This is a genomic window from Bisbaumannia salifodinae, from assembly GCF_055388505.1.
The window spans coordinates 566,972-593,423 of record NZ_AP043781.1 but is presented as its reverse complement, the minus strand read 5'-3'; the positions used below and the strand labels follow the sequence as shown (position 1 = coordinate 593,423).

24 protein-coding genes and 4 tRNA genes are annotated in these 26,452 nt (G+C 67.0%); 9 read left to right on the top strand and 19 right to left on the bottom strand.

Annotation, left to right across the window (positions count from 1 at the left end):
• The first annotated feature begins 16 nt into the window (after nucleotides 1-16).
• Complete coding sequence (locus ACZ5EF_RS02780; protein ID WP_346062580.1) at nucleotides 17-487, top strand: peroxiredoxin; 471 nt, start codon at nucleotides 17-19, stop codon at nucleotides 485-487.
• A 5-nt stretch (nucleotides 488-492) separates the two neighbouring features.
• Here the strand turns inward: ACZ5EF_RS02780 and ACZ5EF_RS02775 are convergent, their stop codons facing one another.
• Complete coding sequence (locus tag ACZ5EF_RS02775; RefSeq protein WP_346062581.1) at nucleotides 493-1,593, bottom strand: AI-2E family transporter; 1,101 nt, start codon at nucleotides 1,591-1,593, stop codon at nucleotides 493-495.
• Nucleotides 1,590-1,841, bottom strand: a complete 252-nt coding sequence (locus ACZ5EF_RS02770) for a sulfurtransferase TusA family protein (RefSeq protein ID WP_346062582.1) — start codon at nucleotides 1,839-1,841, stop codon at nucleotides 1,590-1,592. Before ACZ5EF_RS02770 ends, ACZ5EF_RS02775 begins: the two co-directional genes overlap by 4 nt.
• 173 nt (nucleotides 1,842-2,014) lie before the next feature.
• Between ACZ5EF_RS02770 and ACZ5EF_RS02765 the strand changes: the two genes are divergently transcribed.
• Nucleotides 2,015-3,460, top strand: a complete 1,446-nt coding sequence (locus ACZ5EF_RS02765) for a M48 family metalloprotease (RefSeq protein WP_346062583.1) — start codon at nucleotides 2,015-2,017, stop codon at nucleotides 3,458-3,460.
• Nucleotides 3,461-3,556: 96 nt separating this feature from the next.
• Here ACZ5EF_RS02765 and nadA read toward each other — a convergent pair whose 3' ends face one another.
• The gene (gene nadA / locus ACZ5EF_RS02760) at nucleotides 3,557-4,585 is read right to left on the bottom strand and encodes a quinolinate synthase NadA (RefSeq protein ID WP_346062584.1); all 1,029 of its coding nucleotides are present in this window, start codon (nucleotides 4,583-4,585) and stop codon (nucleotides 3,557-3,559) included.
• 348 nt (nucleotides 4,586-4,933) lie between these two features.
• On the opposite strand from nadA, the gene ACZ5EF_RS02755 reads away from it, so the two are divergent.
• Complete coding sequence (locus tag ACZ5EF_RS02755) at nucleotides 4,934-5,068, top strand: hypothetical protein (RefSeq protein WP_346062585.1); 135 nt, start codon at nucleotides 4,934-4,936, stop codon at nucleotides 5,066-5,068.
• Between the two features lie 299 nt (nucleotides 5,069-5,367).
• Here ACZ5EF_RS02755 and ACZ5EF_RS02750 read toward each other — a convergent pair whose 3' ends face one another.
• Complete coding sequence (locus ACZ5EF_RS02750; protein ID WP_346062586.1) at nucleotides 5,368-5,715, bottom strand: CsbD family protein; 348 nt, start codon at nucleotides 5,713-5,715, stop codon at nucleotides 5,368-5,370.
• A gap of 454 nt (nucleotides 5,716-6,169) precedes the next feature.
• Here ACZ5EF_RS02750 and ACZ5EF_RS02745 point away from each other — a divergent pair, with 454 nt between their 5' ends.
• A complete protein-coding gene (locus tag ACZ5EF_RS02745) occupies nucleotides 6,170-6,376 on the top strand; it encodes an OmpA family protein (protein ID WP_464122782.1) in 207 nt (68 codons plus the stop codon).
• Nucleotides 6,377-6,488: 112 nt separating this feature from the next.
• Here ACZ5EF_RS02745 and ACZ5EF_RS02740 read toward each other — a convergent pair whose 3' ends face one another.
• Together ACZ5EF_RS02740 and ACZ5EF_RS02735 are read right to left on the bottom strand one after the other, a co-directional pair.
• Nucleotides 6,489-7,211: a Crp/Fnr family transcriptional regulator gene (locus ACZ5EF_RS02740; protein ID WP_346062587.1), complete on the bottom strand. Its 723-nt coding sequence runs from the start codon at nucleotides 7,209-7,211 to the stop codon at nucleotides 6,489-6,491.
• A 215-nt stretch (nucleotides 7,212-7,426) separates the two neighbouring features.
• Nucleotides 7,427-8,146: a Crp/Fnr family transcriptional regulator gene (locus ACZ5EF_RS02735; RefSeq protein WP_346062588.1), complete on the bottom strand. Its 720-nt coding sequence runs from the start codon at nucleotides 8,144-8,146 to the stop codon at nucleotides 7,427-7,429.
• A gap of 431 nt (nucleotides 8,147-8,577) precedes the next feature.
• Between ACZ5EF_RS02735 and ACZ5EF_RS02730 the strand changes: the two genes are divergently transcribed.
• Both ACZ5EF_RS02730 and ACZ5EF_RS02725 read left to right on the top strand, forming a co-directional pair.
• The gene (locus tag ACZ5EF_RS02730; RefSeq protein ID WP_346062589.1) at nucleotides 8,578-8,712 is read left to right on the top strand and encodes a hypothetical protein; all 135 of its coding nucleotides are present in this window, start codon (nucleotides 8,578-8,580) and stop codon (nucleotides 8,710-8,712) included.
• A 91-nt stretch (nucleotides 8,713-8,803) separates the two neighbouring features.
• Nucleotides 8,804-10,141: a peptidoglycan-binding protein gene (locus ACZ5EF_RS02725; protein WP_346062590.1), complete on the top strand. Its 1,338-nt coding sequence runs from the start codon at nucleotides 8,804-8,806 to the stop codon at nucleotides 10,139-10,141.
• 66 nt (nucleotides 10,142-10,207) lie between these two features.
• Here ACZ5EF_RS02725 and ACZ5EF_RS02720 read toward each other — a convergent pair.
• The 10 genes from ACZ5EF_RS02720 to purL form a co-directional block, all read right to left on the bottom strand.
• Nucleotides 10,208-10,283 (bottom strand) — tRNA-Lys (locus tag ACZ5EF_RS02720).
• A gap of 37 nt (nucleotides 10,284-10,320) precedes the next feature.
• Nucleotides 10,321-10,396: transfer RNA gene (locus tag ACZ5EF_RS02715), tRNA-Lys, on the bottom strand.
• Between the two features lie 42 nt (nucleotides 10,397-10,438).
• Nucleotides 10,439-10,514 (bottom strand) — tRNA-Lys (locus ACZ5EF_RS02710).
• 62 nt (nucleotides 10,515-10,576) lie between these two features.
• Entirely contained in the window at nucleotides 10,577-11,428 is an 852-nt protein-coding gene (gene rluB, locus ACZ5EF_RS02705; RefSeq protein ID WP_346062591.1) for a 23S rRNA pseudouridine(2605) synthase RluB, read from the bottom strand.
• Nucleotides 11,425-12,282 (bottom strand): SMC-Scp complex subunit ScpB, encoded by an 858-nt coding sequence (scpB, locus tag ACZ5EF_RS02700; RefSeq protein ID WP_346062592.1) that lies wholly within the window; start codon nucleotides 12,280-12,282, stop codon nucleotides 11,425-11,427. Before scpB ends, rluB begins: the two co-directional genes overlap by 4 nt.
• Nucleotides 12,279-13,205: a segregation and condensation protein A gene (locus ACZ5EF_RS02695; RefSeq protein ID WP_379729417.1), complete on the bottom strand. Its 927-nt coding sequence runs from the start codon at nucleotides 13,203-13,205 to the stop codon at nucleotides 12,279-12,281. Before ACZ5EF_RS02695 ends, scpB begins: the two co-directional genes overlap by 4 nt.
• 251 nt (nucleotides 13,206-13,456) lie before the next feature.
• A complete protein-coding gene (locus ACZ5EF_RS02690; RefSeq protein ID WP_346062593.1) occupies nucleotides 13,457-15,262 on the bottom strand; it encodes a DNA repair helicase RadD in 1,806 nt (601 codons plus the stop codon).
• A gap of 224 nt (nucleotides 15,263-15,486) precedes the next feature.
• Entirely contained in the window at nucleotides 15,487-16,305 is an 819-nt protein-coding gene (locus ACZ5EF_RS02685) for a crotonase/enoyl-CoA hydratase family protein (protein WP_346062594.1), read from the bottom strand.
• 67 nt (nucleotides 16,306-16,372) lie between these two features.
• A complete protein-coding gene (locus ACZ5EF_RS02680; RefSeq protein WP_346062595.1) occupies nucleotides 16,373-16,891 on the bottom strand; it encodes an AmiS/UreI family transporter in 519 nt (172 codons plus the stop codon).
• A 282-nt stretch (nucleotides 16,892-17,173) separates the two neighbouring features.
• Nucleotides 17,174-21,088 (bottom strand): phosphoribosylformylglycinamidine synthase, encoded by a 3,915-nt coding sequence (purL, locus tag ACZ5EF_RS02675; protein ID WP_346062596.1) that lies wholly within the window; start codon nucleotides 21,086-21,088, stop codon nucleotides 17,174-17,176.
• Between the two features lie 169 nt (nucleotides 21,089-21,257).
• On the opposite strand from purL, the gene mltF reads away from it, so the two are divergent.
• The gene (mltF, locus tag ACZ5EF_RS02670) at nucleotides 21,258-22,727 is read left to right on the top strand and encodes a membrane-bound lytic murein transglycosylase MltF (RefSeq protein ID WP_346062597.1); all 1,470 of its coding nucleotides are present in this window, start codon (nucleotides 21,258-21,260) and stop codon (nucleotides 22,725-22,727) included.
• Here the strand turns inward: mltF and tadA are convergent.
• On the bottom strand, nucleotides 22,724-23,179 hold the full coding sequence (tadA, locus tag ACZ5EF_RS02665) for a tRNA adenosine(34) deaminase TadA (RefSeq protein WP_346062903.1): 456 nt from the start codon (nucleotides 23,177-23,179) through the stop codon (nucleotides 22,724-22,726). The genes mltF and tadA overlap by 4 nt on opposite strands.
• A gap of 74 nt (nucleotides 23,180-23,253) precedes the next feature.
• On the opposite strand from tadA, the gene ACZ5EF_RS02660 reads away from it, so the two are divergent.
• Nucleotides 23,254-24,078 carry an acyl-CoA thioesterase gene (locus tag ACZ5EF_RS02660; protein WP_346062598.1) on the top strand — a complete coding sequence of 275 codons (825 nt, stop codon included), beginning with the start codon at nucleotides 23,254-23,256 and terminating at the stop codon, nucleotides 24,076-24,078.
• Nucleotides 24,079-24,230: 152 nt separating this feature from the next.
• Nucleotides 24,231-24,306: transfer RNA gene (locus ACZ5EF_RS02655), tRNA-Thr, on the top strand.
• A gap of 513 nt (nucleotides 24,307-24,819) precedes the next feature.
• Here ACZ5EF_RS02655 and ACZ5EF_RS02650 read toward each other — a convergent pair.
• Nucleotides 24,820-26,040, bottom strand: a complete 1,221-nt coding sequence (locus tag ACZ5EF_RS02650) for an RNA polymerase sigma factor (RefSeq protein ID WP_346062599.1) — start codon at nucleotides 26,038-26,040, stop codon at nucleotides 24,820-24,822.
• Complete coding sequence (locus ACZ5EF_RS02645) at nucleotides 26,037-26,396, bottom strand: YciI family protein (protein WP_346062600.1); 360 nt, start codon at nucleotides 26,394-26,396, stop codon at nucleotides 26,037-26,039. The genes ACZ5EF_RS02650 and ACZ5EF_RS02645 overlap by 4 nt, the downstream gene beginning before the upstream one ends.
• Nucleotides 26,397-26,452 lie beyond the last annotated feature (56 nt).

Here is a 26,452-nt window from a genome sequence, read left to right as displayed (position 1 = left end):
ACTCAGGAGACTCGTCATGAGCGTCAGCATCGGTCAGCCCGTTCCCGATTTCACCGCCCAGGCCACCGGCGACACCACCGTCAGCCTCGCCGAGCTGAAGGGGAAGCAGGTGGTGATCTACTTCTACCCCAAGGCCAGCACCCCGGGCTGCACCACCGAGGGGGGCGACTTCCGCGACCGCAAAGCGGAGTTCGAGGCCGCCAACACGGTGGTCCTCGGCGTCTCCCGGGACGGCATCCGTGCCCAGGAGAACTTCAAGGCCAAGCAGGGCTTCAATTTCGAACTGATCTCCGACAAGGACGAGGCGGTCTGCCACTTGTTCGACGTCATCAAGCTCAAGAAGCTCTACGGCAAGGAGCACCTAGGCATCGAGCGCAGTACCTTCCTGATCGACGCCGACGGCAAGCTGGCCCGGGAGTGGCGCAAGGTCAAGGTGGCCGGCCATGCCCAGGAAGTGCTGGAGGCGGCCCAGGCGCTCGCCGGCTAAGGCGGCTAGGCGTCGTCCCCCTGGTTCGCCGATAGGCTCTCGAGGCGCTCCTGGATCCCCCGCGGCCAGGCATAGACCAGCGCCTTGAGAAGGGTGGCCAGGGGAATGGCGAAGAAGATCCCCCAGAAGCCCCAGATGCCGCCGAAGAACAGCACCGCCACGATGATCGATACCGGATGCAGGTTGACCGCCTCGGAGAACAGCACCGGTACCAGCACATTGCCGTCCAGGGCCTGGATGACCCCATAGGCCAGCACCACATAGAGGAACTGGTCGCTCAGGCCGAAGTGGAACCCCGCCACCGCCGCCACCGGCAGGGTGGCCACGGCGGCGCCGATATAGGGCACCAGCACCGAGAAACCCACCAGTACCCCCAGCAGCGCCGAATAGGGCAGCCCGAAGAAGGCGAACGTCAGGAAGGCCACGCTGCCGACGATAATGATCTCGATAAACTTGCCGCGCACATAGTTGGCGATCTGGGCATCCATTTCCCGCCAGATTCGCGTCATCAGGTCGCGCCGGCGAGGCAGCATCAACAGCAGGAAGCCCACCAGCCGCTCGCGGTCCTTGAGCATGAAGAAGACCAGGATCGGCACCAGCACCAGGTAGATGATCAGATCGAGCAAGTTGCCCAGGGAGGCCAGTGACAGGCTCAGGGCCCGCTGCCCTACCTGGGTCAGCTCGCGCCCGGCCATGGCGATCCACTCCTGCACCTGATCCGGGGTCACCAGGTTGGGGTAACGCATCTGCAGCTCATCCAGCCACCGCTGACTGCTGGCGAACATCCGCGGTATCTCCTGGAGCAGGGTCACCAGCTGATTCCAGATCAGCGGCATCAGGATCAGGGCCATGGCCAGCAGCAGGCCGATAAAGCCAAGGAAGACCAGGATCACCGCCAGCAGATGGGGCAGGCGACGGCGCTCCAGCCAGTTCACCGCCCCCTGCAGCAGGAAGGCGATCACCAGGGCGGTAAAGAAGGGCGCCAGCATCTTGCCGAACCAGATCACTGCGGCGAAGCCGAGCACCAGCACCACCAGCAGGATCACCGCCTCCTCGTCGGAGAAATAGTGCTCGATCCAGCCCTTGAAGACGGACCTGAGGGTCATGAGGCGCTGTCCCCGTCGGCCTTGCGCAGCCAGTAATGGTAGACGCCGTCGCGCTCTTCGCGGGCTTCCAGGCGATGCCCGCTATGCGCCACGAAGGTCTCGAAATCGGCCCAGGAGCCGGCATCGGTGGCTCGCACCTCCAACAATTGCCCGGGCGCCAGGCGAGAGAGCGCCTGCTTGGCCTTGAGCAGCGGCAGCGGGCAAGGCAGACCGCAGGCATCGAGAAGGTCATCGGGTTGCAGCGCCATGGGTTCTCCCGGAATACTGGATAAAGACAGGCAGGGACAGGGCCCTCGGCCCTCAACACTAGTGACGGCTCGCCAGGATAGGTGGCAGGCCCCAGGATTTAAAGGCACTTTGCCGCATGAATCAATGTCAGAACAAGGCCCCCGCCCCTTCCATTCACCGCCCGGGACACCTCATGCCACGCACCCTCGCCCCCCTGCTCCTCGCCGCCACCCTGCTGCTGGGCGGCGGTACCGCCCTTCTGGCCCGGGCCGACGATGCCGGCCTACCCAGCCTGGGCGGAGCCCATGCCAGCCTGTCCCTGAGCGAAGAGCACCGCCTGGGCCGCGCCTGGCTGCGTCAGTTTCGGGCCCGGGCGCCGCTCTGGCACGATGCCCACGCCCAGGCCTATGTGGAGCGCCAGATCGCCCGCCTGGCCCCCCACAGTGACCTGCCCGACTCCCGCACCCTGGTGGCGCTGGTGGATAGCCACCAGCTCAATGCCTTCGCCGTGCCCGGGGGCGTGGTGGGGGTCAACGCGGGCCTGTTCGCCTTCGCCGAGGATGGCGATGCCTTCGCCTCGGTGATCGCCCACGAGCTGGGCCACCTCTCGCAGCGCCACCACGCGCGTCGCATGGAGCGGGCCGAGCAGACCCAGGTACCGGCCATGGCCGCCTTCCTGGCCGGCATGCTGATCGCCGCCAGCGGCGGCGGCGACGCCGGCATGGGGGTGGCCATGGGCTCCCAGGCGGCCTTTATCCAGGACCAGCTCGCCTATTCCCGGCGCTTCGAGCAGGAAGCCGACCGCATCGGCCTGCAGGCCATGGCCCAGGCCGGCATCGATCCTCAGGCCATGGTGCGCATGCTGCGCGCCATGCATCGCCTGGTCAGCCTGCAAGGCGGCATGCCGCCGGAGTTCCTGCTCACCCACCCCCTCACCGAGTCACGGCTCGGCGACGTGGAGGCCCGGGCCGGCCAACTCAGCGTCGAGCGCACCCGGGACGAGGGCCCGCTCTATGCCATGATCCGTGCCCGGGCCCTGCTGACCATTCATCGCCATGAGCCACGCCGCGCCCTGACCCGGCTGGAGGGGGCCGATGCCCAGGCTCGCCGCTACCTCGAGGCGCTGATCGCCGCCGAGGAGGGCAATGTGGATGCGGCCCTATCGCAACTGGATGCCCTGGCCCGGGAGCTGCCCGATCTGGCCCTGCTGCCGGCCAGCGCCGCCGAGGAGGCCTTCGCGGCGGGCCGCATCGAGGAGGCCCTGGAACGCAGCCAACGGCTACTGCGCCTGATGCCCGACTACCTGCCCACCCAGCGCCTTTATGCCGAGGCCCTGCTGCATCAGGATGCCGATCAGGCTTATCACGCCCTGCGCCGCCTCACCGAGCAGTACCCCGAGGAGCCCCAACTCTTCACCCTGCTCGCCGAGGCCGCCGGACGCAGCGGGCGCGAGGCCTGGGGCCACCTGGCCCGAGCCGAGCATCTGCAGCTCACCGGCGAGATCGATCGCGCCATTCGCCAGTTGGAGATCGCCGAGCGGGTGGCCGGTATCGCCGGCGACCCCAGTGCCACGGCGCGGATAGCGCAGCGCCGCGACGACTTCCTCGGCTATCGGGAAACGCTGGAGAAGTTTCAGTAAAGCCGCAAGCCATCACAGCATACGAGGGGCGGCAAAAAACCAAGGAGCCCCGCAGGCGTTAACCTGCGGGGCTCCTTGAGGCCTGCTCCCTGGCGCTCACTTCTGGAAGTTAAGCATCCGCTCCAGGGGCTTGAGGGCGGCATGACGCAGGGCATCGTCGACGAAGATCTCGCCGCCGCCCTCGCGCAGGGCGCCGGCCAGGTTATCCAGGGCGTTCATGGCCATCCAGGGACAGTGGGCGCAGCTCTTGCAGGTGGCACCATTGCCGGCGGTAGGCGCCTCGAAGAGGGTCTTCTCCGGCACCGCCTGCTGCATCTTGAAGAAGATGCCCCGGTCGGTGGCCACGATCAGCTTGTCCTGGGGCAGCGCCTTGGCCGCCTTGATCAGCTGGGAGGTGGAGCCCGCCACATCGGCCAATTGCACCACCGCCTCCGGGGACTCCGGGTGCACCAGCACCGCCGCCTCGGGATAGAGGGCCTTGAGGTCCTCGATGCCCTTGGCCTTGAACTCCTCGTGGACGATGCAGGCCCCGTCCCAGAGCAGCATGTCGGCGCCGGTCTGCTTCTGGATATAACCGCCCAGGTGCTTGTCCGGGGCCCAGAGGATCTTCTCGCCCCTGGCGTGCAGGTGTTCGATCACGTCCACGGCGATGGCGGAGGTCACCACCCAGTCGGCGCGGGCCTTCACCGCCGCCGAGGTGTTGGCATAGACCACCACGGTGCGGTCGGGGTGCTGGTCGCAGAAGGCGCTGAACTCGTCCGCCGGGCAACCCACGTCCAGGGAGCAGGTGGCCTCCAGGGTCGGCATCAGCACGCGTTTCTCCGGCGAGAGGATCTTGGCGGTCTCGCCCATGAAGCGCACCCCGGCCACCACCAGGGTGTCGGCCTCGTGGCGGGCGCCGAAGCGGGCCATCTCCAGGGAGTCGGCCACACAGCCGCCGGTCTCTTCGGCGAGCTGCTGGATGGCATCGTCGGTGTAATAGTGTGCCACCAGGACGGCGTTGTTGGCGTTCAGCAGGCGCTTGATCTCTTCGACCCGCGCCTCGTCCTCGGCGGGAATCCGCGTGGGGCAATAGGCTCGAGCCAGATGCTCGCGCACCTCGGCCCGGGAAGTCATGATCGTCATCGTGTCTACCACTGTGACTGGCAGGGGCTCCCCCTGCGTTTCAGCAGGTACCGTCGTTTGCACGCTCCGCGCAGGACGATACGCCAGAGGGCCAACCCTTGCGTCTCTCGCCATGGTCGACCCGAACCCCTATTCTAGACCAGAAAGGTGGGGTATTGACCAGCCCCGGCCAGAAAAGCGTCATACGAGTGGAATGGGGACACCGCCCGGCAGGATCAAGGGCTCTCGAGGTGGCGGCATCGTGGCCATCAGTGTGCCAGCGCACCGACGGCGGCCTGCCGTTCCGCCATAGTCATACGACCGATGCTTCACGAGATCGTGAAAGCCGGCCAGTGACACGAGGTCGCCATGCCAACCCCCATCCCTCATCCAGCCTCCCCTCCCAAGACTGCATTCAAGAAATTCACGCGCCTGCCCGACCACGAGCCAGGCAAACAGCAGCACGGCTATCCCTTCAAGCCGCAACGCCTGCCCGAGGCATAATGCCAATCCGTTATGCCCATCCTCAAACAGCCGATGATGCGGTCTTCCCGTGCCAGAGCCACTGACACGGGAAGGTCCATACACTTCAAACGCCATTGATGGCATCGCCAAGGTGGCCCTGTTTCGCCACCTCTCCATGAGGCATGGCCGTCAACCACCTCACGTCCTGAAGCTTGCCGCGCTTTCCCTCCTTCATGCGACAGACTTCGCCGCCGGCAATGCAGGAGGTGCTCGGCGACGTGGACCCGGCCTGCATGTCATCTTCGACGTTGTATCTACGCTTCGACCGGGCCGTTCAATCATTCATCCTTGGCCCTCCTGGCTTCATCCCTGGCCTTCCTGATATCGCTCTTGATATCTCCATACTTGGCTTCGGCCTTGCCGCCATGCTTCTCGGCCTTACCCTGGTACTCCATGCCTTTGTCGCCGGTCACCTTGCCTGCAACCTCCTTGACCTTCCCCTTCGCCTCGTTCGCATGACCTTTAACCTGATTCTTGTTCATGAGCCGTTCTCCAGGTGATTGTTTCATTTGGGTTATTCCCTTCACCATGAACTCATATAGAGGCAGGGCGAGGTTCTCAATACCTATATAGTTGAAGCCCCAGGCATGATCTGTGCGGTGTCCAATACATGCGGAGACTGGCATGTAGCATGACTCCATCAAGCCCAGCCAAGACCAGTGTTCTTGGGGGTGAATCTTCTCCTCATCGTGGCTGGCACTCATACGGAAAGGCAGACACGCACGACTGACAGCAGCTCACCCTCCACCTGACAGCACTGTAATCACCCCGGAGAGATTGCCTTGCAGACGCATGGGGACTGCGTCACCGGACGACGATCAGGTGTTCGCTACCGCACCGACAAAGCGTTCGCTTATGCCCACCCTAAAATGGCATTCCCAGGACTCGGGAACCGCGCTCTAGGCTCAGGAGGGTTCGGCAGCCTGCCGCCAGAAACAATGATGAAGAAGCTAGCCGCGCTGCCCCTTTCCGCCGCCACTGTCCCGGGATCGGGAACACCATGGCCGATATCATCGAGCAGCACCCGAATGAGATTTTCCTGGTCGAAGGCCATACCGATGCCACATTGGATCGGACTTGATGAACCTCGGGCTGTCCGATCGGCGAGCAGAAGCCGTCGCCCTGGCACTGATCGAATACTTCGCCATTCCCCCGGAAAACCTGATCGTACAAGGCTATGGTGAGCGCTATCTGAAACTGGATACCCAGGGGCCCAGCCAGGAAAACCGACGCGCCAGCGTCCGGCGCATCACCCCGTTGACCGATGCCCGCCTGGTCAACCTCTGAGAAGCCAGGCCTGAAGCCAAGGCACCGGAAGAGCCGATGAACACTGCGTTCTGTCGGCTTTTTCCTGAGAAGTGGTTGGGTAACTCCTCTCCTGAGTCCGTGCCAGTCGACGTTATGGTGCGCCCCCTTCGGTGATGACCCGACGGTAGAGGCGTCGATCGGAGGCATAACAGCCACAAGAAGCCTCGATCAGACCCGCCCGGTCCAGCACCGTGATATCCCCACGGTGATAGCGGATCAACCGTCGCGTCTGAAGCGCCATGGCGGCCTGGGTGATGCCGGCACGACGTACCCCCAGCATCATGGCCAGGAACTCATGGGTGAGATGCAGCCGATCCGAATGCGCCCGATCCTGGGTCATCAACAGCCAGCGCGCCAGACGGCCCTCGACCCGATGAAAGTGGGTACATGCCGCCACCCGGGATAGCTGGTGCATGAGCACATAGAGATAGCGCCTCAGCAGCGCCTGAAGTGCGGGGCTCTGCGCCAGGTGACGGCCAAAGACGACCACCGGCATGCGCAGTGCCGGCCCTGCCCCCTGCACCAGGGCGCGCAAGGGCGACTCCTCGAGCCCCAGGATCAAGGGTATCCCCAACATACCTTCACTGCCGACCATCGCCACTTCCAGCCGCTCACTGTCACTCAGCTTGGCAATCAAGGAAATGAAGCTGTTGAGGGGAAAATAGGCATGTAAGATCCGCCCGCCGGGCTCGGCGAGCACCTCACCGAACACCAGGTCGATGGCCTCGCAGCCGTTGAGGAAGGATGCCCTATCCTGACGCGGCAAATTGTCGATAAGGTGGTTGGTCAGCGGACTGGGGGGAGAAGACTTCATGTGCGCGCTCCTGGTGGAAACCGGCAATCGGCACATGGCAAGACATCACCCGGCTCCGACGTCGGCGGCAGCCAGCAGTGAGTGATCGGGCGATCACCGGTAAGCCGCTAAGTGAACACTGGCACGCCCTTCAGCATGGCGTCGGTGCGCCAGGATACACACGCAGGACACGCCCTGCTCGAGAAGCCACCCGGTCCGCACGGGAAATGGCCCCGTTACCCGGGGCGGTGATAGCCCAGCAGGCGATCGTATTCCTTCTTGACGACCGCATAACATTCGCAGACCCGCGCTTCCAGGCCTGGCCTGTCCAGGATGCTGATATGCCCGCGATGGTAGGAAATCAGGCCGGCCCGCTGCAGCTTGCCGGCCGACTCGGTGACGCCCTCGCGACGAACGCCAAGCATATTGGCAATCAGTTCCTGGGTCATGACCAGTTCATTGGTCGGCAGGCGGTCGAGGCTCAGCAACAGCCAGCGACACAGCTGCTGATCCAGGCTGTGATGCCGGTTGCATACCGCCGTCTGCGCCATCTGGGTGATCAAGGCCTGGGTGTAACGCAATAACAGATGCTGCAGCGTTCCCGCGCGATCGAATTCGTCCTTCAGCCGCTGTCCATTGAGGCGGTAGGCGCCGCCGGCACTCTGCACGATGGCACGGCTCGGCGTGGTTTCGCCACCCATGAACAGCGAGATGCCGACGATACCCTCGGCACCGACGACGGCAATTTCTGTCGAGTCGCCATCCTCCATGACGCACAGTAGCGATACGATGGAGTCCGTCGGAAAATAGACATGCTGCATCACCTTTCCCGACTCGACCAGCGACTCCCCCAGCGCCAGCTCAACCCGCTCGAGATGGGGTGTCAGGCGCTGATATTCATCCCTCGACAGGGCCGCCAGCAGGTGATTCTGACGAGGGTCATGTTGCAGGGCCATGACAAACACTCCTGTATCGAGCAATCTCCCGGCACTGGGGGCATGGAAGCGGACTCGTCCGATGCTGGCTGACGATACGAGACAGCCGTGGGGCGGCCTTGCCGGACTTACCCCTGATCACGTCAAGAGGCAGGCCACAGCCTGCCCCGCAGCACCAGGCACCAATAACCTATTGAAATAAAGTGATAAATGCGGCCTCACTACGCGCCCCCTACGCCACACGGGCAGGAATCGAAGCACCTGCTATGTACGCTAGCGCACGGAAGCGATGCCGTCACGCCACCAGGCATCAGCAAGATGAGGCGCCATGTACGCCAGCGCACAGAAGGAAGGTCACCCATGACATACCCTCAACATGGGTGCAGCAAGGGAACAAAGGGAACCGCTGTACAGGGAGTTGCACCAGGCGTCGCACGGAATGCGACGCCATCATGACACGTACCATTCCGCCGCATCCTGACACAGGAAAATGCGCCGCAGAGGACAGCCCCATGAACAATATCGTCTATATCGTCGGCGCGGTCGTCATCGTACTGGTGATTCTATCCTTCTTGGGTTTTCGTTGAGGCAAGCGAGAATCGAGTTGAATGACAAGGCCGCACGGTGAAACCCAGAGGCCGCAGGTCGAAGATGCCCCCGCTCACTGGAGACACCGCCGTGATCATCATCAAAGGATTCGTGTTCCTACTCTTCCTGTTCGGTCACATCGCACTGACCAGTGCCGATGACACCTACGCCGATGCCCTGCGGAGCTACGAGCGGCAGGAACACCGCCAGGCCTTGCAGATGTTCGATCGGCTTGCCACTAGCGGCGACGCCGAGGCCCAGTACATGCTGGGGCAGATGCACGAGGCCGGCCAGGGGACGCTCCAGGACTTCGTGGAAGCACACAAGTGGTACAACCTGGCCGCGGCTCGCGGTCACCGCCATGCCGCCACTGCGCGCGATGCAGTAGCGGCGCGAATGACCGCACAACAGATCAGTGAGGCCCACCAGGCGGCCCGCGCCTGGCAGCCGAGGGGGACACCGCTACGGGTAGCGCCCGAACCAGCGCCTCCCGTCGAGACCCTGTCCGGCCGACAGCTGGTGGCCGAGGTCCAGCGCGAACTCAACCGGCTCGGCTACCAGGCCGGCCCGGTGGACGGCCTGATGGGAACTCGCAGCCGTAATGCGATTCGCGATTACCAGGGCACGGTGGGCCTGGCCCAGGACGGTCAACCGACGGCGGCACTGCTGGCTCGATTACGGCAGACGGGCCGGGAGTCGGCAGCCGCAGCCACGGCGCCACCCGAACCGGAGCCGACATCGGCAAGACGGGTCGCCTTGGACGACGACTTCGGCGACGGCGATTTCCGGCGCAACCCACCTTGGACCGTGCTCAGCGGACGCTTCGACATCGATGAAAACGGCTTACGCAGCACCGTGGAGAAACCGCAGGTGGTCACGCCCGCCTCACCGACGCTCCGCCCGGATCGACCGGAGGAGATCGGCCTGGCGATGCTCCAGTTGATCCTCGAACAGGCGGGTGGGCGGGCGCCAGAGGCGGCACCGCCGGTGGCAGCGGAGATCGAGTTCGGGGAAGCGGCGCGGATTTTCGTCCATGCACCGGTCGACAATGCCTTCCGGCTAGAGCTGGAACTGGCCTCCCACCAGCGGCCGGGCAGCCTGGAAGTGGGGCTGTTCCAGGGCAACCAGCCCGGCGGCGGCTACCGCCTGGTCTACAACCCCGGCTCATGGCCCGGGCTCAGCCTGGTACGGATGACGACCGACGGGGGCGAGGTGATCGCCAGCAGCGAGGGCACGCTCGACCTCGAGGATGGCCGCTTCCATCTGCTGAGCTGGGCCCGCGACGAGAGTGGGAACATGCAGGTCTGGGTGGATGGCCGGCGCGTGCTGCAGGCGCATGATCGACGCCTGCGCCAAGGCTTCCAGGGCTTCACGCTGGTGAATCATGGCGGCGATTACAACCTCCGCCGGGTACGGCTGGAGCATTAGGGGATCAGGCCGTCCCCATAACGACAAAGCGCCCTCGCTTTCGGGAAGCGAGGGCGCTTTACAATCTGGTGGGTCGTGTAGGATTCGAACCTACGACCAATTGGTTAAAAGCCAACTGCTCTACCAACTGAGCTAACGACCCCTGTCACCATGCCCGAGGGCGGGGTGAAGTGGCGGTATGGTGGGTCGTGTAGGATTCGAACCTACGACCAATTGGTTAAAAGCCAACTGCTCTACCAACTGAGCTAACGACCCGCCGCCGGATCGTCGGCCATCGACCCTGCTCAGGGGAGTCGATGGTGGGTCGTGTAGGATTCGAACCTACGACCAATTGGTTAAAAGCCAACTGCTCTACCAACTGAGCTAACGACCCGCCGACAGGGCGCAGATATTACTGAGTCACCGCGCCCAAGGCAAGAGTTTTGAAGAAAATTTTCAGCGTTTGGGACCCGAGCGCGGACGCCGCACCCCCTGCACCGGGCGCCGCTTGTTCTTGTCGCGGCTCCAGCGATTCTTCTCGTCGGGGGTCAGCTCCGGTACCTTGCGGGCTTCCAGTCCGGCCAGGGTGGCCAGGTCATCCACCTCGGTCTGGGTCAGCTCGGTCCATTCGCCGGCCTTGGCCCGCTTGTCGAGGAAGATATTGCCGTAGCGCACCCGCTTGAGGCGGCTCACGGTCAGCCCCTGGGACTCCCACAGGCGGCGCACCTCGCGGTTACGCCCCTCCATGATCACCACATGGAACCAGGTATTGATGCCCTCGCCGCCGAACTCCTGGACGTCGGTGAAGCGCGCCGGGCCATCCTCCAGCATGACCCCTTCCACCATCTGCTTGATCTGGGGCTTGGTCACTTCCCCCATGACCCGCACCGCATACTCCCGCTCCACCTCGGTGGAGGGATGCATCAGGCGGTTGGCCAGCTCGCCGTCGGTGGTGAACAGCAGCAGGCCGCTGGTGTTGATATCCAGGCGGCCGATGGCGATCCAGCGCTCGCCCTTGAGGCGCGGCAGCCGCTCGAAGACGGTGCGCCGCCCCTCGGGGTCCTTGCGGGTGCACAGCTCGCCTTCCGGCTTGTTGTACATGATCACCCGGCGCGGGGTCTCGTCGGCGCCGCGCAGGGTCACCGGACGCTGGTCGAAGGTGACCTTGTCGACCAGCTCGATGCGGTCGCCCAGGGTGGCCACCTTGCCATTGACGGCGACCCGGCCATCGGCGATGGCGGTCTCCATCTCGCGACGCGAACCCAGCCCGGCCCGGGCCAGTACCTTCTGCAGTTTTTCGCTACTCATGAGTCATCGATCTCATCGGTTGAGTGTGACGCACCCGGGCGCTCGTCATCCTCGACGGTCGCTCGCTGGCGGGCGCGTTCGGCAAGGCGAGCCTCCAGATCACTGAAGCTCAGGCCCTGCCCGTGGGACGCCGTCTCGGCGTGTGCGGCGTCGGCCATCCCGGCCGTCGCATCCTTCTCTTCCTGTTCGTGGTGCTCGCCGGAGGCGCCGGCCTCCGGCTTCTCGATCTCATTCGCCTCGGCTCCGTCCGCCTCGGCCTCGCCCGTCGCCACCGGGCCCGGCGCCTCTTCGGGCGCCGTTTCCTCGCCCCAGTCGTCGCGATTGGCCAGCTCGTGCATGGGCGGCAAGCTATCCAGGGTCTTGAGGCCGAAGTCGTCGAGGAAGGCCCGGGTGGTGGCATAGACCGCCGGGCGCCCCGGCACGTCACGGTGCCCCACCACGCGGATCCACCCCCGCTCGGTGAGGGTGCGCATGATCGAGCTGCTCACCGCCACGCCGCGCACCTCCTCGATATCGCCGCGGGTCACCGGTTGACGATAGGCGATCAGCGCCAGGATCTCCATCAAGGCCCGGGAGTAGCGCTGGGGGCGCTCATCCCAGAGCCGCGAGACCCAGGGCGAGAGCCGCGAGCGAATCCGCAGCCGGTAGCCGGAGGCAGTCTCGATCAGCTCCAGGGCGCCCCGCTCGTGGCGCAGGCCGAGGCGTTCCAGGGCCTCGCGCAGGGCCCGCCGGGGCGGGCGCTCATGCTCGTCGAAGAGGCCCTCGAGGCGCTCCAGGGCCAGCGGCTCCCCCGCCGCCAGCAGGGCCGCCTCGAGGATCTCGTCCAGGGCATCGGGAAATTCCATGGCGGTCATGGCGTCGACTCATCCTCGAAGGCGCTCTCGCCTCCGTCTTCCGGGTCTTGGGGATCTTCGGCGAAGGCCTCCTCCTCCGCCGTCGAGGCCGCCCTGGCGCGCACATGAATCGGCGACAGGGGGGCATTCTGCACGATTTCGATCAGCGCTTCCTTGGCCAGTTCGAGGATCGCCATAAAGGTCACCACCACCCCGGCCTTGCCCTCCTCCAGGGTGAACAGGGCCTCGAAGGGGGTATAGCGCTCGTGCTCGAGGCGCTCCATGATGCGCATCATGCGCTCTCGGGTGGAGAGCACCTCGCGGCTGATCTGGTGCGACTGGGTCAGCTCGGCGCGCTTGAGGATACCGGCCAGGGCGCCGAGCAGCTCGTCGAGCTCCACCTCGGGGTGGATCACCCGGGTCTCGAGGCTCGGCGGCTCGGCATGGGCCGGGAACCAGTCGCGACCCTGGCGCGGCACCTCGTCCAGGGACTCGGCGGCCTGCTTGAGGCGCTCGTACTCCTGGAGGCGACGAATCAGCGCCGCCCGGGGATCCTCTTCCTCCTCGTCGCCCTCCGCCTTGGGGGGACGCGGCAGCAGGGTCCGCGACTTGATCTCCGCCAGCATCGCCGCCATCAGCAGGTATTCCCCGGCCAGCTCGATCTCCAGGGCCTTCATCAGCTCCACGTACTCGATGTACTGGCGGGTGATGGCGGCCACATCGATGGCCAGGATATCCAGGTTCTGGCGGCGGATCAGGTAGAGCAACAGGTCGAGTGGCCCCTCGAAGGTCTCCAGGAAGACCCGCAGCGCCTCGGGGGGAATATAGAGGTCCTCGGGGAGCTGGGTGATCGGCTCGTCGAACAGCCGCGCCAGCACCTCCGCCTGTGCGGCGGCCGCTGGTTCCTGGCTGGTCGCCTGCTCCGCGCCGACTGTCTCGCTCACGCCCTGCCCGTCCGGTTGCGTTCAGCCGGCCAGTCTACCAAGAGAGCCGCGTGGGAGATAGCGAGGCCGACTCCGCGGAGTTATCACAGCGAGAATGACTAAGGGGCGCTGGGGGCAGGATAGCGCGGGGGTTTTTTGCCAGGGATGGCAAAAGTAGCGCCCAGGGAGGGGTTCACAGCGCCCCGCGATAGCCTGCCCCCAGGGTAGCCCCAAACGCCGAGCAGACAATGACAAACTACGGTAGTTCTAGCCTACTCCGCCGCCTCGGCACGGCGGTAGCGGCCCACATAGTCGAACAGCTTCTCGCGCACCTGCCAGTGGCGGCCCACCTTGCGCCCCACCACGAAGTCCGGATGACGCAGGCGCCGCCGCTCCTCGATCACCGCCTCCGGGGTGGTGGGGCGCCAGTCGCTGCCCGGGGCGCGCAGGTGATCGCGCAGGAAAACGGCGGCGAAGGCGCCGCGCTGGGCCGGGGTCTCCAGGGCGAACCATTCGCTGAGCGTGGCGCCGTCTTCATCGTGGTAGGTGACCCTGAGGCGCGGCAGGCCGCGACCATTGACGGTGGCCTCCAGCTGCATGCCGCTGACCCTGAGCACCCTGGCATCCTTGAGGCGCAGCGCCGCCTTGAGCTTGTCGTCGGCATCCACCAGCAGGGTCTCGCAGCCATGGCAACGGCGGGCGGCGATATCGTTCTCGGCGCCACAGTCGCCGCACACCTTGAAGCGAAAGCGGAAGTCGCACTGCTGGCGCTTGCCTGACTCGTCCTCGACCAGCCCCTGGCAGCGGCGCCCGAAGTGCTCGATCACCAGGTCGCCGTCGCGCTTGCCCCAGAAGAGGTTGGCGTGACCACAACTGGGGCACTCGACCTGCACCGGCTCGCTGTCGGCGTCCGGCTTCGGCGAGCCCACCTCGGGGGCATAGAGGTCCCAGGGGTTACCGGCATAGTCGAGGATCAGGCAATCCGTCTTGCCCGGCGACAGGCGCAGCCCGCGCCCGACGATCTGCTGATAGAGGCTCACCGACTCGGTGGGGCGCAGGATGGCGATCAGATCCACATGGGGGGCATCGAAGCCGGTGGTGAGCACCGCCACGTTGACCAGGTACTTGAGCTCCCGGGCCTTGAAGGCGGCGATGATCGCCTCACGCTCGGCGGAGGGCGTCGCTCCGGTGATCAGCGCCGCCTCGGCCTGGGGCAGGTAGCCGAGGACCTCCTCGGCATGGGCCACGCTGGCGGCGAACAGCATCACCCCCTGGCGGTCGCGGGCGCGCGCCACTACCTCGGCGATGATCCCCGGGGTGGCACGGTTGCCCGCCGCCACCCGGTTGAGCTCCTCCTCGCGGAACAGCCCGCTCGACGAGGGCACCAGGCGCGAGAAATCGTAGCGTTCGACGGCGGCATCCACCCGCCTCGGCTCGGCCAGGTAGCCCTGCTTGACCATCAGCCGCAGGGGCTGCTCGAAGACGCAGTCGCGGAACAGGCAGTCCGCCTCGCCGCGCACCATGCCGTGATGATGGCGATGGTAGATAAAGCCCTGGCCCAGCCGGTAGGGGGTGGCGGTCAGCCCCAGCACCTTGAGGCCGGGGTTCTGGGCGCGCAGGTGATCGATCACCCGACGGTAGCTAGAGGCCTTCTCCTCGGCCACCCGGTGGCACTCGTCGATCACCAGCAGGGTAAAGGCGCCCTGCCCCGGCGACGGCGCGGCGAAGGCGTCCAGGTTCCTGACCACCGACTGCACCGAGCCGAAGACCACCTGGCGACTGGCTTCCTTGCGGCCCAGGCCGGCGCTGAAGATATCCGCCTGGCGACCATAGGCGAGGAACTTGGCGTGATTCTGCTCCACCAGCTCCCGCACATGGGCCAGCACCAGCACCCGCCCCCGGGCCAGGCGCGCCAGCTCGGCGATCACCAGGGACTTGCCGCTGCCGGTGGGCAGCACCACCACGGCGGGGTCGTCGCTGGCGCGGAAGTGAGCGACCACCCGCGAGACCGCCTGCTGTTGATAAGGCCGCAGGCTGGGAGGGCTGGCAAAAACGTCGGAGGAAAGGGGCGCGGTCATGGCAGGGCCCTGGCGAGCAAAGCCGCCATTCTAGCGGCTCACCGTGGGCCGGCCCAAGCCGCAGGATTCTCAGCGTAGGAATGGCGAAGGGGCGCTGGGGGCAGGTCGGAGCGGGGGTCCTATGCCAGGGATGGCATCGGTAGCGCCCAGGGAGGGGTTCACCGCGCCCCGCGATGGCCTGCCCCCAGGGTAGCCCCGAGCCTCCACAGAAGGAGAAACAACCGCTAGTCGAAGCGGGCCGAGCGCTTTTCCAGGCGGGCGGCCACCGCCTCCCGCTGCTCGGCGCTGCCCAGCAGCTCGCCCTGCAATCGGGCCTCCAGGGCCAGGCGTTCCCGCTGGGAGAGCGAGGGGGCGGTTTCGAAGAGGGTGCGTGCCGCCACCACCGCCTTGGGCGAGCGGGCGGCGATGGCTTGGGCGACCTCCTGGGCCGTCGCCTCGGGGGCCTCGCTCAGGCGGGTGACCAGGCCCAGGGCATAGGCCTCGTGGCCACTCACCTTGCGCCCGCTCCAGGCCAGCTCCTGGAGCAGGTCACGGCGCAGCCCCGCGCCGGTCACGCTGATGGCCATATCGGGGATGATGCCCCAGTCGATCTCCAGCAGCCCCAGCCGCGCCTCGGGGTGCGCCACGCGGATATCCGCGCCCAGGGCGATCTGCAGGCCACCGCCATAGACATGGCCGTGCAGGGCGGCGATCACCGGCACCCCGGCGTCGCGCCAGCCCAGGGCCAAGCGCTGCACCGGGTTGATGCCGTCCTCGGGATCGGCCTCCAGTAACCCGGGCAGTCGCTCGGGAGACGCCATGATGGCGGCCATATCCAGGCCGGCGCAGAAGCTCTCGCCCTCCCCCACCAGCAGTACGGCGCGCACCCGTCCGGCCTCGGCCAGCGCCTCGAGGCGCCTCTGCACCGCCAGCAGGCCCTCGATCATGGCCCAGTCCAGGCAATTCAGGGCGTCGGGGCGGGCCAGGGCGACCCGGGCGACAAAGTCGGTGACCGTCAGGGTCACCCGCGATGCGAAGCTTTCCTGGCTAACACTCTCCGGCATGGGGCCTCTCCTCGGTGGAAAATACCCCGAGTGTGCGCCTCGCCGGACATGTTTTCAAACAGTTGTTTCAGGTCAGCAGCAGGCCCTGCAGCAGCAGGTACCCGGGTAGCCAGGCGGTCACCAGGCCCTGGGCCAGGGCGGTGCGCGCCATCAACGGCTGCAGCTGGGGACGATGGCAGAGCATCAGGTAGAAGCCGAACCAGAGCAGCGCCCAGGCCAGCCAGTTGAGCCCCGACCACCAGCCCCAGAGCCCCTCGGCCACCGCCAGTTGCAGCAACCCGGTGGGCAGGGCGGTCAGCGCCACGAAGAGGCAGAAGTAGCCCAGGCCGTGACCCGAGCTGCCGTTGCGGCGATTGATGGCCACCCACAGGTAGGTGAAGGCGAACAGCAGGGTCATGGCCGCGGTGCGCACGCTGGCCGCATCGGCCCCCGGCCCGAAGGCGGCATAGGCCGCCACCGCCAGGCTGACGCCCCCGACGAAGAAGTTGATCACCTGGATCTCGCGGTCCTCGATGCGTCCCAGCATCCACAGGCCATTGAGCACCAGCACCGCGCCCACGTAGAGCAGACTCAGTCCCTCATGCACCTTTGCATTCTCCCGGCTCGGGGCGCCAACCCCATGCCGGTGCCCCTCTTGCAGGCGCTCTTATAGCCCCAAGCGGCGGCCCCGACAAGAGGTTTATGGAAATAGATTCCATAGTATGCCGTGGTTAGACAAAAGGCGGCCCGAGGGCCGCCTTTGGGTATACGCCGGAGGGGGGGAGCTGGTTAGCCCACCCAGACCCGGGCCAGGTGTTGCGGAACAGCGGAACAGCCGCAGCCAGGCGCCGTCCTGGCTCCAGTCGTTCAGCCGGCCAGCGTCCTCGCTTTAACCCACCCAGACCCGGGCGTTGCGGAACAACCGCAGCCAGGCGCCGTCCTGGGTCCAGTCGCCGGGCCGCCAGGAATTGGTCACCGCCCGCACCACCCGCTCCGGGTGCGGCATCATGATGGTGACCCGGCCATCCGGGGTGGTCAGGCCGGTGATGCCGGCGGGGGAGCCGTTGGGGTTGGCCGGGTAGCGGCTGGTGACCTGGCCGTAGTTGTCCACGTAGCGCAGCGCCACCTGGCCGCCGCTCTGCATGGTACGCAGGTGGCCGCTGTCGCGGAATTCGGCGCGGCCCTCGCCGTGGGCCACGGCGATGGGCAGCCGCGAGCCCTGCATGCCGGCCAGCAGGATCGACGGGCTCTGCTCCACCTGGACCATGGCCACCCGGGCCTCGAACTGCTCCGACTCGTTGCGCACGAAGCGCGGCCAGGCCTCGGCACCGGGGATCAGCTCCTTGAGCTGGGAGAGCATCTGGCAACCGTTGCAGACACCCAGGGCGAAGCTGTCGTCGCGCTGGAAGAAGCCGGCGAACTGCTCGCGGGCCTGGGCGTTGAAGAGCACCGACTTGGCCCAGCCGCCGCCGGCGCCCAGGACGTCGCCATAGGAGAAGCCGCCGCAGGCCACCAGGCCCTTGAACTGCTCGAGGGAGACCCGCCCCTCGAGGATATCGCTCATATGCACATCGACCGCCTCGAAGCCGGCCTTGTCGAAGGCCCAGGCCATCTCCAGGTGGCCGTTGACGCCCTGCTCGCGGAGGATCGCCATGGCCGGACGGGCGGTGTTGATAAAGGGCGCGGCGATATCCTCGTCGATCGCGAAGCTCGGCTCGGCACTGAGTCCCGGGTCGCGGTCGTCCAGCAGGCCGTCGAACTCGCTCTTGGCGCACTCCGGGTTGTCGCGCAGCGCCTGCAGCTGGTAGCTGGTCTCGGCCCAGGTACGCTGGGCCAGCAGCCGGGTGGTCTCGAGCAGCGGCTCCTCGAAGAGGGTGACCCGCACCTGGTCGTCGTAGCGAGGCCGGGCGATGACGCCACAGGTTTCGATGCCGGCGGCGGCGAACTGCGCCAGCACCTCCTCGGTGTGGGCGCGGTTGACCTGGATCACCGCCCCCAGCTCCTCGGCGAAGAGGGCGTTGACCGCCTCGTGGGGCTCGTCGACCAGCCAGTCGAGCTTGATCTCCAGGCCGGCGTGGGCGGCGAAGGCCATCTCCAGCAGGGTCACCAGCAGGCCGCCGTCGCTGCGGTCGTGGTAGGCGAGCAGCTTGCCCTCGGCGTTGAGGCCCTGGATCACCGCGAAGAAGGCCTTGAGGTCCTCGGCATCGTCCAGGTCGGGGCAGGCATCGCCCACCTGGCCATAGACCTGGGCCAGGGCCGAGCCGCCCAGGCGGTTCTTGCCGCCGCCTAGGTCGATAAGCAGCAGGTCGGACTCGTCCTGCTCCAGGTTGATCTGCGGGGTCAGGGTCTTCAGCGCATCGGTGACCGGAGCGAAGCCGGTGATCACCAGCGACAGCGGCGAGGTGATGCTCTTCTCCTCCCCGTCCTCCTGCCAGGCGGTGCGCATGGACATGGAGTCCTTGCCCACCGGCACGGCGATGCCAAGCGCCGGGCAGAGCTCCATGCCCACGGCATGGACGGCGTCGTACAGCGCCTGGTTCTCGCCGGGATGATCGGCGGCGCTCATCCAGTTGGCGGAGAGCTTGATATCGGAGAGCTCGGCGATGGGCGCGGCGGCCAGGTTGGTGATCGCCTCGGCCACCGCCAGGCGGGCGCTGGCGGCGGGGTCGATCAGCGCCACCGGGGGCCGCTCGCCCATGGCCATGGCCTCGCCGGCGTGGGTGTCGAAGCTCGCCGTGGTCACGGCGACGTCGGCCACCGGCACCTGCCAGGGGCCGACCATCTGGTCGCGGGCCACCTGGCCGGTGATGGAGCGGTCGCCGATGGTGATCAGGAAGCTCTTGGAGGCCACGGTGGGCAGGCGCAGCACCCGATCCATCGCCTCGCGCAGGTCCAGGTTGTCGAGCATCACCCCGGCCAGATCGCGGTTCTGGCGCACGAACTCGCGAGTCATCTTCGGCGGCTTGCCGAACAGCACGCTCATCGGCAGATCGACGGGCTTGCTCTCGAAGTGGCCATCGCGCACCTCGAGATGGTGGGGCTCGGTGGCCTCGCCGACCACCGCATAGGGGCAGCGCTCGCGGCGGCACAGGGCATCGAAGGTGTCGAGGTCCTCCGGGGCCACCGCCAGCACGTAGCGCTCCTGGGCCTCGTTGCACCAGATCTCCAGCGGGCTCATGCCCGGCTCGGCATTGGGCACGGCGCGCAGGTCGAAGAGGCCACCGCGCTCGCCGTCCTTGACCAGCTCCGGCAGGGCATTGGAGAGGCCGCCGGCACCCACGTCATGGATAAAGCAGATGGGGTTCTTGTCGAGGGCCCAGCAGCGGTCGATCACCTCCTGGGCACGACGCTCGATCTCGGCGTTGTCGCGCTGCACCGAGGCGAAGTCCAGGTCGGCGCTGGAGGCGCCGGAGGCCATGGAGGAGGCGGCACCGCCGCCCAGGCCGATCAGCATGGCCGGCCCGCCCATCACGATCAGTTTGCCGCCCACCGGGATCTCGCCCTTCTGGACATGCTGGTCGCGGATATTGCCGTAGCCGCCGGCGATCATGATCGGCTTGTGGTAGCCGCGGCGCTCGATGCCATGGGCGCCCAGGGCGTCCTGCTCATAGGTGCGGAAGTAGCCGGTGAGGTTGGGGCGACCGAACTCGTTGTTGAAGGCGGCGCCGCCGATGGGCCCTTCCAGCATGATTTCCAGGGCGTTGACGATGCGCTCCGGCTTGCCGTAGTCGAAGGCCTCCCAGGGCTGCACGAACTCGGGGATGCGCAGGTTGGAGACGGTGAAGCCGGTCAGCCCCGCCTTGGGCTTGCCGCCGATGCCGGTGGCGCCCTCGTCGCGGATCTCGCCGCCGGCGCCGGTGGCCGCGCCGGGATAGGGAGCGATGGCGGTGGGGTGGTTGTGGGTCTCCACCTTCATCAGGATCTGGATCGGCTCCTCGACGGCGGCGTAGCGGGCCCGCTCGCCTTCGGCGCCGGTCAGCGGCGCGGCGAAGAAGCGCGGCGCGGTGGTGCCCTCGATCACCGCGGCGTTGTCGCTGTAGGCGGAGAGCACCTTGCCCGGCGAGGCCTGATGGGTGTTCTTGATCATCTTGAACAGCGAGTGGCTCTGGGCCTCGCCGTCGATCAGCCAGTCGGCATTGAAGATCTTGTGGCGGCAGTGCTCGGAGTTGGCCTGGGCGAACATCATCAGTTCGACGTCGGTGGGGTTGCGCGAAAGCTCCTGGAAGGCCGCCAGCAGGTAGTCGATCTCGTCCTCGGCCAGCGCCAGGCCCAGCTCGCCGTTGGCGGTGACCAGCGCCGCCCGGCCGCCGGCGAGGATATCCACGCTGCCCAGGGGCGCCGGCTCGTGATGCGAGAAGAGCTTGGCGGCGTCGGAGGCATTGGCCAGCACCGTCTCGGTCATGCGGTCGTGGAGCACCGCCTGGATGCCCTCATAGGCCGCCTCGGAGAGAGTGCCACCCAGCCTGACCCGGTAGGCGATGCCCCGCTCCAGGCGACGCACCTGACTCAGGCCGCAGTTGCGGGCGATATCGGTGGCCTTGGAGGACCAGGGCGACTGGGTGCCGATGCGCGGCACCACCAGGAAGAGATGGCCCTCGCGGCCACCCGCGTCGCGGGGGGCGCCGTAGTCGAGCAGCCGTTCCAGCACCGCCAGCGCCTCGGCGCCGAGGTCGCCATCATGGTCGACGAAGTGCACATAGTCGGCATGCAGGGATTCGACCTCGGGCACCTGTGCACGCAGGGTGGCCAGCAACTTGGCATGACGGAAAGCGGAAAGGGCAGGCGCACCGCGCAGTTCGAGCATGTCGATCGAGCCTCTGAAGAGATAGCGAAGAAATGGCAGGATTGGTGCCGCGGCTGGCGGCGATCTGGCGCACATGATACTGGAAAGCGGGGCGCGGACGAAATCCGCGGGATGACAGCCTCCGCCGGCGCCGTTATGGTGGGGCGTCCCGAGGCGACCGCTGATCCCCATGCACCGATCCCTGGCTCTTCATCTCTACCGCCACTGGCGGGGCTATATGCTGCTCTGCTGCGGCCTGCTGCTGGCCCTGTGGCCGGCACGCCAGTCGCCACGCCCCGACTCGCCACTGACGACGATTCGCGAACGGGCCTTCCTCAGCGTCCTGACCCGCAACACCCCCACCACCTATTATCAGGGCAGTCACGGCCCCGCCGGCTTCGAGTACGAGCTGGCCCGGCGTTTCGCCGATCACCTGGGGGTGAGCCTGGATATGGACGCCGACCATAGCCTCCAGGAGGTGCTGTCCGGCGTGCGCGCGGGCCAGGCCGACCTGGGCGCCGCCGCCCTGCCCCTGGCCCCGGAACAGGAGGGGATCATCTTCAGTCGCCCCATCCTCACCCTGCAGCCGCTGGTGGTCTATCGCCGCGGCCTGCCCCCGGTGCGTGATATCGACGACCTGCAGCGCCTCTCCCTGGCCACCCTGCGCGGCTCGGGCACCGGCCTGGTACTGCGTGAGCTGCAGGCCGAGCGGCCCGAGTTGAGCTGGCTGGAGACCGGCGACCTGGAGGTCGCCGACCTGCTGCAGCGGGTGGAATCCGGCAGCCTCGATGCCGCCGTGGTCTACGCCCATCAGTTTCGCCTCAACCGCCTCTTCTTCCCCGGCGTCGAGAGTGGCTTCCCCCTCGGCGAGCCGCTCTCCATGGCCTGGGCCTTCCCCGCCCGGGGGGGCTTGCCCCTGCAACAGGCGGCCAATGCCTTCCTGGCGACCCAGCAGACCAACGGCGAGCTGGACGCCCTGGTGGAACGCTACTTCGGTCACGATGACTACCTGGAATACGTGGGGGCGCGGCGCTTTATCCACCAGGTGCGGGAGGTGCTGCCCGGCTATGCGCCGCTGTTCCGCGAGGCGGCCCGGGAGACCGGCTTCGACTGGAAGCTGTTGGCGGCGCTGGGGTATCAGGAGTCCCACTGGGACCCGGAGGCCACCTCGCCCACCGGGGTGCGTGGCCTGATGATGCTGACCCTGCCCACCGCCGAGGAAATGGGCGTCGCGGATCGCCTCGACCCAGGTCAGAGCGTCGACGGCGGCGCCCGCTACCTGCGCGGCATCAAGGAGCGCCTCCCCGAGAGCATCGAGGAGCCCGATCGCCTGTGGATGGCCCTGGCGGCCTACAACGTGGGCCTGGGGCATCTCTACGATGCCCGGCGCATCGCCGAGCAGCGCGGCGGCGATCCGGACCGCTGGGCCGATGTACGCGAGGCGCTGCCGCTGCTGCAGAAGCGCGAATGGTACAGCCAGACCCGCCACGGCTATGCCCGGGGCGGCGAGCCGGTGATCTATGTGCGCAATATCCGCCGCTACTACGAGATCCTCGACTATGTGGATCGCAGCCAGCGGCAGTTCTTCCAGCTCAATGCCCGGCGCCCGGACAGCGTCGACGACGATCTACTCTTCGATACGGTACCGCCGGTGCTCTAACCGCGCCGCTCGGCGAAGAACGCCTGGAGCAGGCGCCTGGCCTGGCCGGCCAGTCGCCCCCCCTCCACCTCCACCCGATGGTTATGCCAGGGCTGGGCGAAGAGGTTGGCCCTGGACTCCACCATGCCGGTCTTGGGCTCGGCGGCCCCGTAGACCACCCGCGCCAGGCGCGCATGGATAATCGCCCCGGTGCACATCAGGCAGGGCTCCAGGGTCACATAGAGGGTGCAGCCATCGAGGCGATAATTCGCGAGGCGGGCCGCCGCCGCCCGCAGCGCCTGGATCTCGGCATGGGCACTGGGGTCGTGGCAACCGCAGGGGGCATTGAAGCCGGCGCCGATGATCTCGCCCTCGGCATCCACCACCACGGCACCCACCGGCACCTCCCCGGCGGCCAGGGCCTGGCGGGCCTGATCCAGGGCTCGGTGCATATAAAAGTCGTCGCTGCGCATGGCGAGGCTCTCGGGTATCCTTAGCAACATAAAACAGTCGTATGACGAACCACCCTACCGCAGAGGATAGCGCCATGACCAAGGCACTGGACGATCTGGTCGCCCTGCTCGGCCTGGAGATGATCGAGGAAAACCTCTTCCGGGGCCAGAGCCAGGACCTCGGCTTCCCGCAGCTGTTCGGCGGCCAGGTGCTCGGCCAGGCCCTCTCCGCCGCCACCCGGACGGTGCCCGGCGAGCGCCTGGCGCACTCCCTGCACGGTTACTTCCTGCGCCCCGGTGATGCCAAGCGGCCGGTGGTCTATCAGGTGGATGCGGTACGCGACGGCGGCAGCTTCACCACCCGCCGGGTCACCGCCATCCAGAAGGGACAGCCGATCTTCTTCTGCAGCGCCTCCTTCCATGGCGAGGAGCCGGGCCACCATCACCAGTTCGCCATGCCCGAGGTGGACGACCCGGACACCCTGCTGGCCCAGGGCGCCAAGCTCCTCGACTTCGAGGGCCACCCCATCGAGTTCCTCCACCTGCCGGACTCAGAGGCGGACGCCTCGCACCCGACCCGCAAGCGGGTCTGGTTCCGCCTGGCCGGCGAGCTCCCGGACGACACCGCCCTGCACCGCTACCTGCTGGCCTACAGCAGCGACTTCAACCTGCTGACCACCAGCCTGGTGCCCCATGGCATCGAGTTCGGCGAACCCCGGCTGCAGATCGCCAGCCTCGACCACGCCCTGTGGTTCCACCACGACCTCAGGGTCAACGACTGGCTGCTCTACGATATGGACAGCCCCTGGGCCGGCGGCGCCCGCGGCTTCGCCCGGGGCAGCCTGTTCGATCGCCGGGGGCGACTGGTGGCCTCCAGTGCCCAGGAAGGCTTGACGCGGATTCGCCAGCCCAAGGGCTAATAGCCTTGCCCGATTCGCCCCCGGGGCGGCGGCCCTCTTGCCACCCCGCGCCCAGGAAGGCTTGACGCGGATTCGCCGGCCAAGGGCCAGCCATCGTCCTCGCCCCCTGGCCAAGGGCCCGGCGGCTGACTATGCTCTCGACTCGACGCCCAGCCGCAATAGCTCAGTTGGTAGAGCAACTGATTCGTAATCAGTAGGTCGGCGGTTCGACTCCGCCTTGCGGCACCAGATTTTCCGCTTTGTTTTCCGTCTCTTATGCACTTCCTAATGGTCGCCAATCGGCGGCCTTTGTCGTTGGTGTCTACAAAGTGTCAACGGCGGTGAGATTGGCCACCGGTTTGAGCCTTTGTGATCGCATACTGCCTTTGGCATTGCCTTGTGGAATCGTTGGCACGGGGAAACGGCACCGGCATGGCGTCGCCCTCTGGCACATGAGCCACTTCCCAATCGTCCAAGGCTCGTTCACGAAGGAGTCGCCAAGGGCACCTCCTCGCGGCTACGCTGTCAGAGAAAGCGTCGTCATCGCTTCAGGGAGCGCTGACCGCCACTGCCCTTCGGGCGCCACCCAGGGCCCCAACTCAGGAAGGAGACGCTCATGGCACCCCTAGAGTATTTCGCGATCGGATTGGCCGCGGCCGGCATTCTCGCCATGGTCGCTCACGCCCATAGTCACCAACGGCGTCCGGCACGCCAGACGGTACGTATCCCGCCGCCGCGTCCCCAGCCACGCCGTCCGCGGCATTAACCCCCCACCTCGGCCAGCCGCCGCTCCAGGAAGCGCCGCTCGGGGGCCTGCTTGACCAGGGCCAGGGCTTGGCGATAGTGATCGGCGGCGTCGGCATGGCGCCCCAGGCGCCGCAGGAGATCGGCCCGGGCCGCCGGCAGCAGGTGGTAACCGGGCAGATGAATGTCGTCGAGCAGCGCCAGCCCGTGCTCGGGCCCCTCGGCCATGGCCACCGCCACGGCGCGGTTGAGCGCCACCACCGGACTCGGCTGCAGGCGGTAGAGCAACTCATAGAGGGCGACGATGCGGCGCCAGTCGGTATCGGCCGCCGAGGCGGCCTGGGCATGCAGGGCGGCGATATTCGCCTGCAGGGCATAGGATCCCGGGGCCTGGCGCAGCGCCAGGGTCGCCTGGGCCAGCCCCTCCTCGATCGCCTCGCGATCCCAGCGCGAGCGGTCCTGATCCTCCAGCAGCACGAGATCGCCCCGGGTATCGGTGCGGGTCTCGCGACGCGCATCGTGCAATAGCATCAGTCCCAGCAGGCCTCGCGCCTCGCCCTGGGCGGGCAGTAGCCCGACCAGCATCCGCCCCAGGCGGATCGCCTCGCGGCACAGGGGCCCACGCACCAGCCGCTCGCCGCCACTGGCGGCATAGCCCTCGTTGAAGATCAGGTAGATCACCGCCAGCACCGCCTCCAGCCGCTCGTCCAGGGCCGCCGCCTCGGGCACCTCGAAGGGAATGCCGGCGTCGCGGATCTTGGCCTTGGCGCGCACCAACCGCTGGGCCAGGGTCGGTACCGGCAGCATAAAGGCTCGGGCGATCTCCTCGGTGGTCAGGCCGCCCAGGGTACGCAGGGTAAGGGCCACCTGGGCGGCCCGATTCAGGGCCGGGTGACAGCAGGTGAAGATCAACCGCAGGCTGTCCAGGGGCTCGGGATCCTCGGGACTCGGCGCCGGCTGCTGCAGGCTGAGGTGCAGCGCCAGCTGGTCCTGCTTGCGCTCCCCCAAGCGACGATGACGCAGCTGGTCGACCGCCTTGTGGCGAGCGGTGGCGGAGAGCCAGGCCACCGGGTTGGCCGGCACACCTTCCTCGGGCCATTGCTGCATGGCCGCCTCGAAGGCCGCCTGCAGGGCATCCTCGGCCAGGGCAAAGTCACCGAAGCGGCGAATCAGCGCCGCCAGCAGGCGCCCATAGTCGCGTCGATAGAGGGCCGCCAGGTCCATGGTCGTGCCGCTCACAGGCGATAGGCCGGATCTACCGGCCGCACTTCCACCACGCCCCCGACCCGCAGTGTGGGCAGCCGCCGCGCCTGGCTCAGGGCCTCGTCCAGGTCGCCACACTCCAGCACATGGAAGCCGCCCAACTGCTCGCGGCTCTCGGCGAAGGGGCCATCATGCAGCACCAGTCGGCCGTCGGCCTCGCGCAGGGTGGTGGCGGTGGCCGCCGGCTGCAGCCGTGCCCCACCGCGATAGTGATGGTCGGTCACCCACGCCTGGAGCAGCCCATGGTAGTCCGCCATGACGGCCTCCCGCTCCGCCTCCGGCAGGGCCTGCCATAGCGTCTCGTCGATACAGCACATCAGCATATATTGCATGATCGTCTCTCCCGCCCACTCAGCAAGGGTAGTCGGCCTCAGCGGGCCCTGCCCTG